Here is a 14,233-nt window from a genome sequence, read left to right as displayed (position 1 = left end):
ACGGAGTCCACGCCCGGTCCCTGGGCCGACGCCCGCCTAGCGTGGTGGCATGAACGGGGGAACGTTGAGTGGCGGCGTCGTCATTGCTCTCGCCGCAGCACTCTGGCTCGCGTACCTCGTTCCCACCTGGCTGCGGCGGCGCGACTATCTCAACGCCGAGCGCAACGCCGTTCGGCTGCAGCAGACACTGCGGATCCTCGCCGAGACCGCCGAGGCGCCGGAAGAGGTGCACGTCGAGGCGACGGCACGAGAGGTAGCACGTCAGCAGAGGCTGCTGAAGAAGGTGCAAGGCAAGGCGGATGCCGCTGCTCGCGCGCACGCGGCATCCGAGGCTCGTGCCGCTGCCCGGTTCGCGGCGATGGAAGAAGCGCAGCCGGACGACGGCCCGACGTTCCCGAGCGTGTCACCGTCGCGGCAGCGTGCGGCCGACGCCGTCGGTGAACCGGACGCCTCCCCGGACGAGACCCGGGCCATCGACGACCTCGGAGCCGAGCCTGCCGAGCCCGAGCGCACCCACCGCCGGACCGAAGGTTCGCGATCGTATGATGCGCAGCGGCCGACCCCGACACGGACGAACGCCCAGCCCGCGGCCCCCCGCATCACGCACTCAGGCATATCGGCGGCGGCCCGAGCCGAACACGATCGCGCGTTCGCGCACGCGGTGCGTCGCACGAGGCTGATGACGACCGGGGTGGTGCTGGCGTCGCTCGTCGGCATCGGATTCGGCGTGTACTCGCTCGCGACGGCGGGGAGCTGGTGGGTACTGGCCGCCTCGGCGGCACTGCTCGTCTGTGCTGTCGCCGTGCTCCGGCGTCTCGCCCAGCAGGTGGCGGCGCACAATGCGGCTCGGCGCACGAGGGTCGAGGTGGTGCGGCAGAATCCGGAGCTGTACGACCACGCGCTGCACGCCGAACCGGAGACCGTCGAGGACGAGCCGGTGGATGTCAGCTGGCAGCCCCAGCCGTTGCCGAAGCCGATGTATCAGTCGCCGGGGTCGCGGGCGGCGGCGGCCATGGCGTCCGTCGACGCGGCGGTCGCGCTGCGTCGTGCAGCGGCTCGCGCCGAGCTGGAGCAGCGGGCGGCACGCATCGCTGCCGCCCAGGTACCGACGATTCAGCCGCAGAAGGAACGTCCCGTCGAGCAGCCTGCCGCGCCGGCCGTCTCCTCGGGTGCGCAGGTGGCGAGCGACCCGCCAACGCCTCCCAAGCCTCCGAGCAGGTACGCGCGCATGGGCATGGTCGACGACGTGCAGAGCGAGCACATCGACCTCGACGAGGCGTTGCGGCGCCGTCGCGCCGCGGGCTGACCTGCCGTCACCCTGCCAGCAACTGACGCACGTGGCTTCGCGCCGCCTCTGCTGACCACGACTCCGGGCCGTGACCCGCTCTGCGGCCTCCCCGGTGGCCTGCGCCGTCGTCGGCCGCGGCGGGTCACGGATTCCGCAGGAGGTGGTGACCGAAGCAGATCGGTGCCCGACTGGCGTGCGCAATCCTGTCCAGTTTTCGTGACGATGGCGGGCCACTGGCGACCCCGTGAAGACGCACGCGTGGCCCGGCCTCGATTCAAGGAGAGCGGGTCGGGCGTGCTAGAGTCTCATACGCACTTGGGGCTATGGCGCAGTTGGTAGCGCGTCTCGTTCGCAATGAGAAGGTCCGGGGTTCGAATCCCCGTAGCTCCACCAAGTACCCCCGTTCTTCTACGGAAGAGCGGGGGTTTTGCTTTCGCTGGCGGAGGTCACCAGGCGGCCTTGTATCGGTCTCCCGTGCGCATCCAGCCTTGCACGAACGCATACGACAGTTGCGAACAGCTCGAGGAACGCGCGGTCGTGTCGGACCGTCAGGCTAGTCGGCTAGTCGGCAACGAGATGAGGCGGCAGTATCCGATGCCGTCAGGGCTATCCGAGTAGTGCCGCGAGCTTCGGCAGCTGATCCGGATCCTCCAGCGCGGAGCCGACCGCGACCACGCGCACGCCGGCGGCGAGGAAGGCCGGAGCGGTGGAGGCATCCATTCCGCCGGTGGCCACGAACGTCGCCTGAGGGAACGGGCCGCGCATGGCGCCGAACCAACCGGTGCCGAGCAGGGACGCCGGGAACGCCTTCAGCCAGGTGAGGCCCTCCTTCAGCGCGAGCTGCACCTCGGTGCCCGTCGCCACGCCGGGCAGCGACGGCATGCCGGCCGCGTGGGACGCGCGCACGACGTCGACGTCGAAGCCGGGAGAGACGGTGAAGTCGGCACCGGACTCCTTGGCCAGGCGCACGTGCTCCGGCGAGACGACCGTTCCGGCGCCGACGCTCAGGCCGCGGGCGTGGGCCGCATCCGCGACGACGCGCAACGCCTCGACGTCCGTCGGCGTCTGGACCGGAAGCTCGACGACTTCGATGCCGAGATCCCAGGCGGTGGTGGCGACGGCGAGGCTGCGCTCGACGCCCATGCCGCGCAGGATCGCCATGAGCGGCACGTCGTTGAAGAGTTCGCCGAAGGAGGAGTTGTCGGTCATGGCGGTGTGCGCCTTTCAGTGCGGGTGCTGGCTGTCAGTGAGCGCTGGGCTCGTGCGTCATCGGTGGGATGCCGTCGGCTCGGATGTCGCCGGCGTGGATGTCGCCCTCTCGAGCGTCATCCGTCGTGCCGTTTTCGACGATGAAGTCGCTGGTCGAGAGCAGCACCAGGTGCGCGCGCTCGTGGCCGGCGGTGAGGCGGGTGGCGGCATCCGCTCCGTTCAGCATGGCGGCGAGATAACCGGCGGCGAAGGCGTCCCCTGCTCCGACCGGCTCGACGACCCGGGTGGCGATGGCCGGAACGAACGTCACCACGTCGCGACCGTCGATGCGGTCGAACTCGGTGGCGCCGACTGCGCCGTCCTTCACCACCAGACGCCGCGGCGAAGGCAGCACGGCGCGCACGTCGTCGGCCGTTCGGCATTCCCAGATGATCTCGGCTTCGTCCAGACCCACGAAGACGAGGTCGGCACGGTCGGCGAGGACCAGCAGTGCGGATGCCGCGGCGCCGGGTTCCCAGAGCGCGGCACGGTGGTTCACGTCGAAGCTCAGTACACCGTCGACAGCGGCGACACGATCGATGACGGCATCGATCAGGTCGGCGCAGCTGCGCGAGAGTGCGGGCGTGATGCCGGAGATGTGCACGATGTCCGCCTGCTCGAGCGGAACATCCACCACGGACGCCGGGCTCATCCGGGACGCAGCCGAACTGCTGCGGTAGTACAGCACGCCGTTGCCCGGATCCTTGAAGTAGACGCCCGTCGGGGCATCAGGATCGCTGGTCACCCAGCCGACGTCGACTCCACGGTCCCGGATGACGCGCACGATCCGCTCGCCGAGGACGTCGGATCCGACGGCGCTCACCCAGGCGCTCGGAACGCCGAGCGCCGCGGCGTGGCACGCGACGTTGGATTCCGCGCCGCCGACGTGCAGCCGCAGGTCGTCGGCTGTGGCGAGGGATTCCGGCAGCGCTGGCGTGACCATCACCATGCTCTCGCCGAGCGCGATGAGGCGAGGATGGAATGTCGGACTCGCCTCAAGCGCCATGCGTCCAGTGTGACGAGGTGCTGCATTCAGTGCAACGGGCGTTGTATTATTTGCACACGTCGAAGGCAGACGCCGCTGCAGTGGAAGAACCGAGCCGACGCCCGCCAGCGCCAGACGACGACGAAGGAACCGACGATGACGCGAGTGCCACCGCCTGACGACGGATCCGACGTGCTGACCAGCCACGACAAGGGTCTTCCCGCTCGTGCGGCAGGCGAGACGATCGCGGACTTCCTCGCCACCTCGCCGGATCTTGCCGAGTTCTGGACGCCGCTCGTCGTGCTCGACGACGAGGCGATGGCCCACAACGTGGCGGTGATGGCCCAGTGGACCCGGGTCCGCGGCCTCGAGCTCATGCCGCACGGCAAGACGACCATGGCGCCCGCGTTGTGGCGGCGGCAGCTCGACGCCGGATCCCTGGGCATCACCCTCGCGACCATGGGGCAGGTGCGCACGGCGCGCAGCCTGGGATTCGACTCGATCATGCTTGCGAACGCCGCGGTCGACGCCCGTGCGCTGCGGTACCTGGCCGGCGAGCTGGCCGATCCGGGTCTACGGTTCGTGTGCTGGGTCGACTCGGTGGAGACCGTCGAGGCGATGGAACGTGCGCTGGTCGTAGGGCCCCCGCCGCGACGGCTCGACGTGTGCGTCGAGCTCGGAGCTCCAGGCGGACGCACCGGAGCGCGCACGGTCGCAGAGGCGACGCGCGTGGCGGAGCGGGTGGCGGCATCCGCAGTGCTGAGGCTCGCCGGAGTCGCCGGATACGAGGGCTCGCTCGCGCATGACCGGTCGGAGGCGTCGCTGCGGGCCGTTCGGGACTACCTGGAGCGGCAGGTCGAGCTGCACGAGAGCATCCGCTCGCTTTACGACGACGGTGAGGTGTACGTCACGGCCGGCGGGAGCGCGTACTTCGACGTCGTGGCCGACGTGTACAGAAACGCAGGGGCCGAGAGCGCGAGCGGCGACTCGGCGGGTGCTGGCGGCGCACGAACACACTTCGTGCTGCGCTCCGGCGCCTACATCGTTCACGACGACGGCTACTACCGCACCGTCTCGCCCTTCGACGGCTCGCGCGCCTCGGAGGACAGCCCGCGCCTGGTCTCCGCGATGCGCGGCATCGCGCGCGTGGTGTCGCATCCGGAACCGGGACTGGCGCTGCTCGACGGCGGCAAGCGCGACTTCCCGTACGACGAGGGTCTGCCGATCCCGCGCGGGGTCGCAGCCGACCTCGACGGCCCCTGGGCGCCGCTGACGGATGCCACGGTGTCGGCCATGAACGACCAGCACAGCTATCTGCGCCTTGACGGCGCCGATGCTGCGCGCGGCGTTGCACCGATCGGATCCCTCGTCGCGCTCGGTCTTTCGCATCCGTGCACGGCGTTCGACAAGTGGCGCGTGCTCCCGGTCGTGGAGTCGGCGGACTCCACCCGCGTCGTCGACCTGGTGCGCACCTACTTCTGATGGAGTCGTGGATGACGGGACGCACTGTGCTGCGCGGCGGTTCGGTCGTCGGGACCCAGGCGGCGCTCGGCGGCCGGGATGCGAGTCGGGGCTCGGTCGGCGAGCCGGATCCGGGACGGGACGCGGAGACGGTGTTCCGCGCCGACGTCGCCATCGAGGGCGGTGTGATCAAGGCGGTGGGCGACATCCGCGCCGAGCCCGACGACCGGGTCATCGACTGCTCGGACAGGTACGTGATGCCGGGCTTCGTCGACGCCCACTCGCACGCCGACGGTCTGCTGGCCGACGACGAGGTGCAGCTCGCTCTGCTGCGGCAGGGCGTGACCACTGTCGTCGTCGGACAGGACGGCCTGTCGTACGCTCCAGGCGACGGGTCGTACGCGACGGAGTACTTCGCAGCGATCAACGGTGCGCACCCGTCGTACTCGGGCGGCGGCATCGCCGAGTATCTGAACCTCGCGGACGGCTCGTCCCGGCTCAATGCCGCGATCCTGGTGCCAGCGGGAACCGTGCGGTTCGAGGTGTGCGGCCGTGCCGATTCGCCAGCAGACCCCGGACAACTGAAAGCGATGGTCACCCTCGTCGAGCAGGGCATGCGCGAGGGCGCGGTCGGGCTCTCCACGGGGCTCGACTACGTTCCCGGCCTCTTCCAGTCGACCGAGGAGATCGCTGCACTCGCGGCTCCGGTCGCCGGCTTCGGCGGCGTGTACGTGAGCCACATGCGCGGCGGATACGAGGCGAACGCTGCCGCCGGAATCCACGAGATGACGCGCATCGCGCAACTCGTCCGGGCGCGAACCGGAAGCGCGCTGTCCGTACACGTGTCGCACTTCCATGCCGACGCCGACATCGTCCTCGGGCAGCTCGACGCCCTCGCTGCTGCGGGTGTCGACGCGACGTTCGACGCCTACCCTTACATCCGCGGATGCTCGCTGCTCGCCATGCCCCTGCTGCCGCCCGATCTCTCCCGGCAGCCGGTCGATGCCGTCGTGCGAGTCCTTCGCGATCCGGCGGAGCGGCAGCGCCTGCGGTCCGAATGGTTCCCCCGCGTCGCAACGTATCCCAGCCTCGGTGCGGGCTGGCCGTCGATGATCACGTTCGCGCACATCCGCGCGCCGGAGTTCGCCTGGGCGCACGGACTCACGATCGATCAGGCGTCACGGCAGACCGGCGTCGACGCCATCGACCTCGCGCTCGACGTGCTGCAGGCGTCCCGGCTGCAGGTGAACGTCGTGATGGCCGTGCTCGGTTCGCGTGGGCTGTCGGAGCTGGCCCGCATCTTCGCGCACTCGGGGCACATCGGCGGCTCGGACGCCATCTTCATCGGCGCGCATCCGCATCCGCGCGCCCGCGGCACGTTCCCCCGGTTCCTGCGGGAGTACGTGCGCGAAATAGCCGCATGGACCTGGACGGATGCCGCACGCCACCTCTCGCGCACGGCGGCGGTCCGCTTCGGGCTGGGCCGCCGCGGCGTGATCGCACCGGGAGCGATCGCCGACCTGATCGTCGTGGATCCGGACGCCGTGACCGACACCGCGACGTACGAGTCCCCGTCGACGGATGCCGTCGGCATCGACGACGTGCTGGTTGCCGGTGCGCCCGTGCTTTCAGGCGGCCGGCTCTCCGGTGGTGCGCTTCACGGCGCGCTGCCCGGACGCGGGCTGCGCAGAAACGACAAGACCTCGACGGACGGAAGGAGCTAGCACGTGTCTCAGAGCGTGAAGCGGGCGGCCGACATCCTCGACTCGCTCGCGGCCGAGCCGAAGACGGTGGCGCAGCTGGCCGCCGAGTTCGACATCCATCGCTCCACGATGTTCCGCGAGCTGCAGACCCTCGAGGGAGTCGGCTTCGCCCGTCGTCGCCGCGACGGAACGTACGCGCCTGCCTTCCGGCTCGCCGTGCTGGGGGCCGCCGCACTGGAGAGCCTCGACCTGCGAGAGGCGGCACACGCCGCCGTGCGACGTCTGCACAGGGCGGTCAGCGACACCGTGCACGTCGCTGCGCTGGTCGATGACGAGATCGTCTACGTCGACAAGGTCGAAGACGCCAGCCGGGTGCGCCTGTACTCCCGCGTCGGGTCGCCCGTGCGCCCGCAGTGCAGCGCGCTGGGCAAGGCGATCCTGGCATCCCTCGGCACCGTGCGACGAGACGCCGTGCTCGCAGGCGTCGACTGGACGCCGTACACGCAGCGCACGATCACCACGCGCGACCGACTGGACATGGAGCTCGACGCCGTCGCCCGCCGCGGATGGGCAACGGACGACGGTGAGTTCGAAGAGGTCGTCAACTGCGTCGCCGTGCCCATCACCAGCTCAGCGGGCGTCGTGGGAGCGTTGTCCGTCACGTCGCTGCGCGTCGTGCACGACCTCCGCGAACTGGAGACGCGCATCCCGGTGCTGCAGCAGACTGCTCAGCAGATCTCCCGCGAGCTCCGCTGAGCTCTCGATCAACCATCGACGAAAGGAAGCACCATGCCGAAGACGGCCATCCGCACCACGAAAGCCCCTCAGCCGGCCGGGCCCTACAGCCAGGGAATCGTGGCCAACGGATTCCTCTACACGGCCGGATTCGGCCCCCAGGACCCGACGTCCGGTGCCGTGGCCGACACCGTCGGCGAGCAGACCAGGCAGGTGTTGCGCAACGTGTCCGCCGTGCTGGCCGAGCACGGTCTGACGCTCGACGACTGCGTCAAGTCCACCGTTCACCTGGCGGACCTCGCCGACTTCGCCGAGTTCAACGAGGCGTACAAGGAGTTCTTCACCGAGCCGTATCCGGTGCGCACCACGGTTGGCTCGCAGCTGGCGAACATCCTCGTCGAGATCGACGTGGTCGCCGCAGTTCCCGCCCGGCCGGGCGAATAGTCAGGCAGCCAGGGGGCCGCACCAGGACCGATCCACCGACGTCGGCCGCTGCACTGATCCTCACCCCGTCCGCTGTCCCGGTCCTCACCCCGGCCGATGTACCGCCCCTCATCCCGTCCGCCGTCCCTCTCCTCATCCCTTCCGCCCGTTTTCAGGACATGCGGCGACATGCCCGCACAGTCGGGACATCCCGCCGCATGTCCTGAAAACGGGCGATGAGGCCTCGGCGCCCTCACGGTGAACCGGTCGGCTTGGTCGGATTTCCGCTTTGGTATACCATTTTGTGATGAGCACCGCAGACCTGATCCTGGCCAACGTGCGCCCACTGGGCGGCGCGGCCTCCGACATCGTGATCGCCGACGGCGTGATCTCCGACGTGCGGCTGGCCGGGTCGGGCGGGACGCCGAATCCGGATGCCGTCGTCGAAGACGGGCGAGGGCTCCTCGCGCTCCCCGGTCTCATCAACGCCCACGCGCACGTCGACAAGTCGTGGTGGGGCCGGGACTGGGTCTCCTATGGTGGCGTGGCGACGACGCAGGGACGGATCGAGCACGAGCGCGCCCACCGCGCAAAGCTGGGCATCCCCTCCATCGACGGCGTCGAGCTCGTGCTGCGGGAGTTCCTGCGGCACGGCACGACCGCGACGCGCTCGCACGTGGACGTCGACCTCGGCATCGGCCTCGAGGGCGTCGAGGATGTGCTGGCCGCCGCGGAGAACCTGGGCGGGGCGGTCGACGTGGAGATCGTGGCGTTCCCGCAGGACGGCGTCATCCGCCGTCCTGGCGTGCTGAAGCTGCTCGAGGATGCCGTGGCGCTCGGTGCGCGCAGCATCGGCGGTCTCGATCCGGCCGGCATCGACCGTGATCCGGTGGCGCAGCTCGGCGGACTGTTCGACATCGTCGACCGCACCGGTGCCGGACTGGACATCCACCTGCACGATCCGAACGAGCTGGGCGCGTTCCAGCTGGACCTCATCATCGAGCGCACCCTGGCGGTCGGCGCGCAGGGCCGGGTCAACATCGCGCACGGATTCGCGCTCGGCGACACGAAGGGCGCCGCTCAACAGGCGCTGCTCGAGCGGATCGCCGAGGCGGGCATCTCCTGGACCACCGTGGCGCCGATCGGCACAGCGCCTCTGCCGTGGCGTGCCATGCGCGAGGCGGGGATCGGTCTCGGGCTCGGGACGGATGGCATCCGCGACCTGTGGAACCCGTTCGGCGACGGCGATCTGCTGAAGATCGCGCTGCAGTTCGCGCGGCTGCACGGCATGCGCACCGACGAGGACCTCGCCGCCGCCGTGAGCCTCGCCACGAGCGATGCGGCGTCGTTCGTGCATCGCGACCGTCACGGTCTCGGGGTCGGCGACCGCGCGGATGTCGTGCTGCTCGACGCCCAGAATGTGCAGGACGCCGTGGTGCGCACGCCGCGACGCGAGCTCGTCGTCGCCGGCGGACGCGTCGTGACACGTGCCGGTGAACTGACGCTGTAGCCCGAGTAGCCCGAGTAGCCCGAAGCCCGAGTAGCCCGAGTAGCCCGAGTAACCCGAGTAACCCGAGTAGCCGCCGGCGCGTTCGCGACGCTGATCGTGCTGGTCGTGAGCGTGTCGGGGCTGCCGAGGATTGGGAGAGCGGATGCCGGTCAGTCCGGCGCGCCGTCGTCCTCCCAGACGGACCCACCCGACGAGCCGCGCTCGGCCTGAGCCGTGCGGCTCTCGCCGAGGTGCTCGGCTGCGAGTCGGGCCACCCGGTCGGTGTCGCGATGAGCGATGGCGTCGAACAGAGCGGCGTGCCGGCGTGCCATCTGCTGCGTGTCGTCGTGCTGTCCGAGCAGCCAGCGCATCCGGGAGCGGAAGACGAGTTCCACCTCCGACAGCAGACGATTGCCCGCGAGCTCGGTGATCGTCTCGTGGAAGTCGGCCGCTGCACGGCGAGCGGCCACGGCATCCCCGGCGGCAGCGGCGGCCTGTTCCCGATCGAGCGCGTCGTGCAGGCGCTCGAGGCCCTCGCGCGAGTGCCGCTGGGCCGCGAGGCGGAAGGACAGTGCCTCGAATCCCTCTCGCACCTCGTGCAGGTCGGCGATGTCGCTCGGCGTGAACTCCCGCACGACGGCCCACGTGTTCGGACGGAGTGTGACGAGTCCCTCGGCCTCGAGCATCTTGAGTGCATCGCGCACCGGGACGCGGCTCACTCCGAGCTCGCCGGCGAGGTCGCGTTCGACGAGCTTGCCGCCCGGTGCCCGCGCGCCGTCGAGGATCTCGTCGCGCAGGCGGTCGGCGATGCGCACGGCTTCCGGTTCGCGCGCTGAGGGACTGACCACGGGCTCATCCTCCCATCCGTGGCTCGGTTGAGCAATTTGGTATACCACTTTGCGACGGTTGATGAGGCCGAAGACCGCTCGTGACCGGACGCAGTCGGGTCCAGAATGGCCGGGTGACGGATTCGACAGAGGTCTCCTGGCAACTCGACGGCATCACGATGGCGGGCACGCTCGTTCGCCCGGACGGAGACGGTCCGTTCCCGGCCGTCGTGTTCGTTGCGGGATCCGGACCCACCGACCGCGACTGGTGCTCGCCTCTGCTGCCGGGCACGAACGGAAGCGCCCGCCTGCTGGCGGAGGCGTTCGCGACGGCGGGGATCGCATCCCTCCGCTACGACAAGCGGGCGTCCGGCCCGCACGTCATGGACAATCTGCCGAAGCTCATCGGCACCATGAGCATGAAGTCCCACCTCGACGAACTCGTCGCCGCAGTGGAGGCACTGGCCGGACAGGAGTTCGTGGACGCCTCCCGGATCGCCGGCCTCGGCAACAGCGAGGGCACCATCCACCTGCTGCATTACGCGACGGCGACCGAGGAGGTTCCGCTCGTCGGCCTGGTGCTCGCAGCGCCTCCCGGACGTGCGATCCGCGACGTGCTGCTCACGCAGCTCGCCCTGCAGGCGTCCCAGCTGCCAGGCGGCGCCGAGTTGATGCCCAAGGTGGAGGAGGCGGCCGCGCGGTTCGAGGCCGGCGAGCCGATGAATCCCGATCCGGCACTGCCGGAGAGCGTCCGCATGGTCCTGCAGAGCTTCGAGACGCCGGCCAATCTGCCGTTCGCGCGCGAGCTCTGGTCGGAATCCGCCGTCGACTCGCTGTCGCGGGTGCGGATCCCCACGCTCGTGCTCATCGGAGGCAAGGACGTTCAGGTGGACGTGCACCTCGACGGCGATCCGCTCCGCCGCGCAACTGACGGAATGACGAACGTCACGTACGCGTTCCCGCCGCACGCCAACCACGTGTTCAAGGAGGACGACCGCACCCCGGCGGAGGTCGCCGCCTCACCCGGCAACGGCTACAACGACCAGGACACGCACCTCGACCCGGAGAGCCTCGACATCATCCTCGACTGGCTGAGGGGAGTGTTCGCGTAGCCCAGCTGCTCTGGTGAGCTAGCGAACGACGTCGAACACCTGCTTGACGATGCCGTTGGGATACACCGCGTGGTCGACGAGGGTGAGCTTCGTGGCATCAGCATCGGCGTCGCTGAACAGTCGCGTGCCAGCGCCGAGCAGCAGCGGGAAGACCAGCAGGTTGTAGCGGTCGACGAGGCCGGCATCCGCGAGCGCCTTTCCGAGCACGGCGCTGCCGTGCACGAGGATCGGCCCGCCGTCTGTCTGCTTCAACGCGGCGACGTCGTCGAGCGACCGGAGGATCGTCGCCGGCCACCTCTCGTCGTCGTGCTCCAGCGTCGAGGAGACGACGTAGTGCGGCATGGAGTTGTAACCGGCGAATTCGTCCATGGTGGGCCAGACGGGAGCGAACGACTCATAGCTGCGGCGTCCGAGAAGGAGCGCAGTCGCCTCCTCCTGCTCCGTTCCCTTGAGCTCGTAGGCGGCGGGATCGAAATCGACGAGCCTGAAGGTCCAGCCCTCGTTGCGGTAGCCCTCGGGGCCTCCCGGGGCTTGCATGACGCCATCGACAGAGACGAACGCTGTGATGATGATGGGGCGCATGTGCTGGCTTCTTTCGTCTGGAGACTGAGTCGGGGATGGGGGCGATACGCGACTCATTGCCGTGCGACGCCCTCAGCACGAGGTCGAACGGGGAGCTGCCCGATCGACACGTCCACGATATTCGCCTCGGACTGTGCTGCAGCCGTCGCCAGAAGTCAGCCCTTCGCACGACGCGGTGCGCGCTTCGCCGCCGCCGGAGGTGCGGCGTTGCCGGGCTTCAGCCGGACGAGCTGCGCCGTGCTCGAGTCGTCGAGTTCGGCGATGTCGGCACGCGACTTGATGAAGTCGGAGAACGACCGAAAGCCGAGTTGCTTCTCGCTGAACGACGGGTCCATCCGCTTGATCTGCGACTTCACCGCCGAGCTGTGCAGCCACTCGGAGTCGTCCTTCTCGTGGCCGATGCGCAGCGCGCGGCCGAGCAGGCTCGTCGCCTCCTGCTGGGGGTCACGCGCGGCATCCTCCGCGTCCTCGGTCTCCGCAGACTCGTCCGGTTCCGTCGACTCGGCCGGGGCACTGCGCCTCGCGGCCTCGGTCGTCCGTGCCGGCTTCTTCGTCGAGCCCTTCGCCGCGGAGGATGCCTTGCCGTCCGTCGAACGCGCGGGTTTCACTTCCGGGACTTCGGGCCGCTCCACACCGGGCAGCGCGTCGTACGTGTAGAACTCGTCGCACGCGGCGGCGAGCGTACGGCTGGTGGATCCGGCGACGCCGATTCCCACGACGTAGCGTCCCAGTCGCTTGCAGCGCTGTGCCAGGGGGACGTAGTCGCTGTCGCCTGCGACGATGACGACGTGCGTGAGGTCTGGCAGCCGGAACATGTCCTCGACAGCGTCGACGGCGAGGCGGATGTCCGCCCCGTTCTTCGCGTAGGCGGCCGCCGGGAAGAGCTGCACCAGATCAACGGCACGGCCGACGAGCTGATGGCGGTAGTCCGCGTTCACGGGCGCCGACCAGTCGGCGTACGCCCTGGTGAGCACGAGCGTGCCGAATGATGCGGCGAAGTCGATCACAGCACCCACATCGACGGTCGACGCGTCGAGCTTGGCTGCCAGCGTGGAATCCGCTCCCGTCTCGTCCGGGTCGAACTGGCGCACTCGGTCGCGCGTGAACGAGTTGCGTCCGTTCACCTGGTCGTAGCGAGAGATGACGATGTTGTCGAAGTCGATGTAGACGGCCACGCGGCTGTCGGAGGTCTCGGCCATGGCATCCTTTCGCAGGATCCGCTGGTGGCCTCGGGAACGTCGCCGTTCCGGCACACCGAGATTCGATGCGAGGTGGCGCGGATGCTTACGAGCGTAGACCGCGCAACGGCGGCCGAGCAGGTGCCCGGCCGCCGTTGCGCTGATCAGGCCGTGCGGCCAGGGCTGTGGAGATGACGGGCGAAGAAGCGGGTGTCGGTGCGCTCCTCCGGAACCCTGAAATGGCTGCCTGGGAAGGCGTGCAGCGTCTTGTCCTCGGAGGCGATCGCGTCGAAGAGCGCCAGCCCCGTCTCGCGTCCGAGTTCGGGATCGTCCCACGGCAGCAGGATCTCGACGGGGATCGTCACCCGGCGTGCTGCTGCGAGCAGCGCATCCGAGGGGAAGACGCCGCCCAGGATCGCGGCGGTGATCCGCGGATCAGCCGCGATGAGCCGGATTCCGATCTCGGTCGCCAGGGTCAGTCCCTGGTAGCCGATGGGAGCATCCTTCCCGATCTCGGGCAGCGCTTGCAGTGCATCGATCGTCGCCTGCCACTCCGGCACCGCGCGCTCGGCCAGTGAACCGTTGAACTCGGACACGATGCCCGCGATCGGCTCGCCGGCATCGCGTGCGCGAATCATGTCGTCGACCCAGCGCTGGTCCTCCGCCGACCGCGGACGGCCGCCGTGGCCTGGAGCGTCGATCGCCGCCACGGTGAAGCCGTCGCGCAGAACACTGGCCCTTGCGCGGGCGACGAGTGCGGGATGTCGCATGTGCAGCCCGCCGCCGTGACCCATGAGCAGCAGGGGCCCGCCGGGCGGTGCGTCTACGGGCGACCAGAGTGCGCCCGGGACGTCTCCGATGGAGAAGGAACGTTCGACGACGCCGTCGGCGATCGTCTCGGTTGCGATGTGCGGGGAGTCGACGTTCGGGGTGTCGACGTGAAGGGAAGTGAACCGCAGAGCGGCTCGTGGTGAAGTGTTCATCGGCGTCGCCTTTCGTGAGTGCCGAATGCGGCGCTCCCGGCGACTTCTGATCAGCCGCGGACCGTGAACCGCAGGGGAGCACCCAGGACAGATGCAGCGTTCATGGGTCTCACCTCCTGGCCAGAAGAATCACGATCAACGGGGACGCTAGCACGTCATCGCCCGGCGAGCACAGTATTCGGGCGAGACCGGCCGCCATCTCGTTCTGCTCGGCGCTCC

Annotated in this window: 13 protein-coding genes and 1 tRNA gene; 8 read left to right on the top strand and 6 right to left on the bottom strand. The window is 69.5% G+C overall.

Translation table 11 applies throughout. The features are described from left to right. Positions 1 to 49 precede the first annotated feature (49 nt). Together HII28_RS06515 and HII28_RS06510 are read left to right on the top strand one after the other, a co-directional pair. Positions 50 to 1,306, top strand: a complete 1,257-nt coding sequence (locus HII28_RS06515; protein ID WP_170024655.1) for a hypothetical protein — start codon at positions 50 to 52, stop codon at positions 1,304 to 1,306. Positions 1,307 to 1,605: 299 nt separating this feature from the next. Continuing rightward, a tRNA-Ala gene (locus HII28_RS06510) sits at positions 1,606 to 1,681 on the top strand. Between the two features lie 213 nt (positions 1,682 to 1,894). Here HII28_RS06510 and HII28_RS06505 read toward each other — a convergent pair. Together HII28_RS06505 and HII28_RS06500 are read right to left on the bottom strand one after the other, a co-directional pair. Beyond that, entirely contained in the window at positions 1,895 to 2,497 is a 603-nt protein-coding gene (locus tag HII28_RS06505) for a bifunctional 4-hydroxy-2-oxoglutarate aldolase/2-dehydro-3-deoxy-phosphogluconate aldolase (RefSeq protein WP_170024654.1), read from the bottom strand. Positions 2,498 to 2,531: 34 nt separating this feature from the next. Then, positions 2,532 to 3,542, bottom strand: coding sequence for a sugar kinase (locus HII28_RS06500; RefSeq protein ID WP_170024653.1), 1,011 nt, complete (start codon positions 3,540 to 3,542; stop codon positions 2,532 to 2,534). A gap of 135 nt (positions 3,543 to 3,677) precedes the next feature. Here HII28_RS06500 and HII28_RS06495 point away from each other — a divergent pair, with 135 nt between their 5' ends. From HII28_RS06495 to HII28_RS06475, 5 genes are all read left to right on the top strand, one after another. Next, a complete protein-coding gene (locus HII28_RS06495) occupies positions 3,678 to 5,003 on the top strand; it encodes an alanine racemase (protein ID WP_170024652.1) in 1,326 nt (441 codons plus the stop codon). 11 nt (positions 5,004 to 5,014) lie between these two features. Beyond that, entirely contained in the window at positions 5,015 to 6,706 is a 1,692-nt protein-coding gene (locus HII28_RS06490; protein ID WP_170024651.1) for an amidohydrolase family protein, read from the top strand. A gap of 3 nt (positions 6,707 to 6,709) precedes the next feature. After that, positions 6,710 to 7,441: an IclR family transcriptional regulator gene (locus HII28_RS06485; RefSeq protein ID WP_170024650.1), complete on the top strand. Its 732-nt coding sequence runs from the start codon at positions 6,710 to 6,712 to the stop codon at positions 7,439 to 7,441. Between the two features lie 33 nt (positions 7,442 to 7,474). Beyond that, positions 7,475 to 7,864 carry a Rid family detoxifying hydrolase gene (locus HII28_RS06480; RefSeq protein ID WP_170024649.1) on the top strand — a complete coding sequence of 130 codons (390 nt, stop codon included), beginning with the start codon at positions 7,475 to 7,477 and terminating at the stop codon, positions 7,862 to 7,864. A gap of 286 nt (positions 7,865 to 8,150) precedes the next feature. Next, positions 8,151 to 9,353 (top strand): amidohydrolase, encoded by a 1,203-nt coding sequence (locus tag HII28_RS06475; protein ID WP_170024648.1) that lies wholly within the window; start codon positions 8,151 to 8,153, stop codon positions 9,351 to 9,353. A gap of 149 nt (positions 9,354 to 9,502) precedes the next feature. On the opposite strand, the gene HII28_RS06470 is transcribed toward HII28_RS06475, so the two are convergent. Beyond that, on the bottom strand, positions 9,503 to 10,180 hold the full coding sequence (locus HII28_RS06470; protein WP_170024647.1) for a GntR family transcriptional regulator: 678 nt from the start codon (positions 10,178 to 10,180) through the stop codon (positions 9,503 to 9,505). 113 nt (positions 10,181 to 10,293) lie between these two features. Here HII28_RS06470 and HII28_RS06465 point away from each other — a divergent pair, with 113 nt between their 5' ends. Beyond that, positions 10,294 to 11,271: an alpha/beta fold hydrolase gene (locus HII28_RS06465; RefSeq protein WP_170024646.1), complete on the top strand. Its 978-nt coding sequence runs from the start codon at positions 10,294 to 10,296 to the stop codon at positions 11,269 to 11,271. A gap of 18 nt (positions 11,272 to 11,289) precedes the next feature. Here HII28_RS06465 and HII28_RS06460 read toward each other — a convergent pair whose 3' ends face one another. The 3 genes from HII28_RS06460 to HII28_RS06450 all read right to left on the bottom strand — a co-directional run bounded on the left by HII28_RS06460 (position 11,290) and on the right by HII28_RS06450 (position 14,014). Then, complete coding sequence (locus HII28_RS06460; protein ID WP_170024645.1) at positions 11,290 to 11,853, bottom strand: dihydrofolate reductase family protein; 564 nt, start codon at positions 11,851 to 11,853, stop codon at positions 11,290 to 11,292. A gap of 155 nt (positions 11,854 to 12,008) precedes the next feature. After that, the gene (locus HII28_RS06455) at positions 12,009 to 13,052 is read right to left on the bottom strand and encodes an NYN domain-containing protein (protein ID WP_170024644.1); all 1,044 of its coding nucleotides are present in this window, start codon (positions 13,050 to 13,052) and stop codon (positions 12,009 to 12,011) included. 143 nt (positions 13,053 to 13,195) lie between these two features. Beyond that, positions 13,196 to 14,014: an alpha/beta hydrolase gene (locus HII28_RS06450; protein ID WP_205864587.1), complete on the bottom strand. Its 819-nt coding sequence runs from the start codon at positions 14,012 to 14,014 to the stop codon at positions 13,196 to 13,198. Positions 14,015 to 14,233 lie beyond the last annotated feature (219 nt).

Origin of the sequence: Planctomonas sp. JC2975 (genome assembly GCF_012985205.1) — a bacterium.
In the GTDB taxonomy this organism is placed as follows: Bacteria; Actinomycetota; Actinomycetes; order Actinomycetales; family Microbacteriaceae; genus Humibacter.
The sequence above is the reverse complement of the archived record's forward strand: the minus strand, read 5'-3'. Positions and strand labels throughout refer to the sequence as shown.

Coding starts and splice junctions, on each gene's coding strand:
- HII28_RS06500 (WP_170024653.1), bottom strand. CDS start 3,542: ATGGCGCTTGAGGCGAGTCCGACATTCCATCCTCGCCTCATCGCGCTC.
- HII28_RS06505 (WP_170024654.1), bottom strand. CDS start 2,497: ATGACCGACAACTCCTCCTTCGGCGAACTCTTCAACGACGTGCCGCTC.
- HII28_RS06455 (WP_170024644.1), bottom strand. CDS start 13,052: ATGGCCGAGACCTCCGACAGCCGCGTGGCCGTCTACATCGACTTCGAC.
- HII28_RS06480 (WP_170024649.1), top strand. CDS start 7,475: ATGCCGAAGACGGCCATCCGCACCACGAAAGCCCCTCAGCCGGCCGGG.
- HII28_RS06450 (WP_205864587.1), bottom strand. CDS start 14,014: ATGAACACTTCACCACGAGCCGCTCTGCGGTTCACTTCCCTTCACGTC.
- HII28_RS06495 (WP_170024652.1), top strand. CDS start 3,678: ATGACGCGAGTGCCACCGCCTGACGACGGATCCGACGTGCTGACCAGC.
- HII28_RS06475 (WP_170024648.1), top strand. CDS start 8,151: ATGAGCACCGCAGACCTGATCCTGGCCAACGTGCGCCCACTGGGCGGC.
- HII28_RS06515 (WP_170024655.1), top strand. CDS start 50: ATGAACGGGGGAACGTTGAGTGGCGGCGTCGTCATTGCTCTCGCCGCA.
- HII28_RS06490 (WP_170024651.1), top strand. CDS start 5,015: ATGACGGGACGCACTGTGCTGCGCGGCGGTTCGGTCGTCGGGACCCAG.
- HII28_RS06460 (WP_170024645.1), bottom strand. CDS start 11,853: ATGCGCCCCATCATCATCACAGCGTTCGTCTCTGTCGATGGCGTCATG.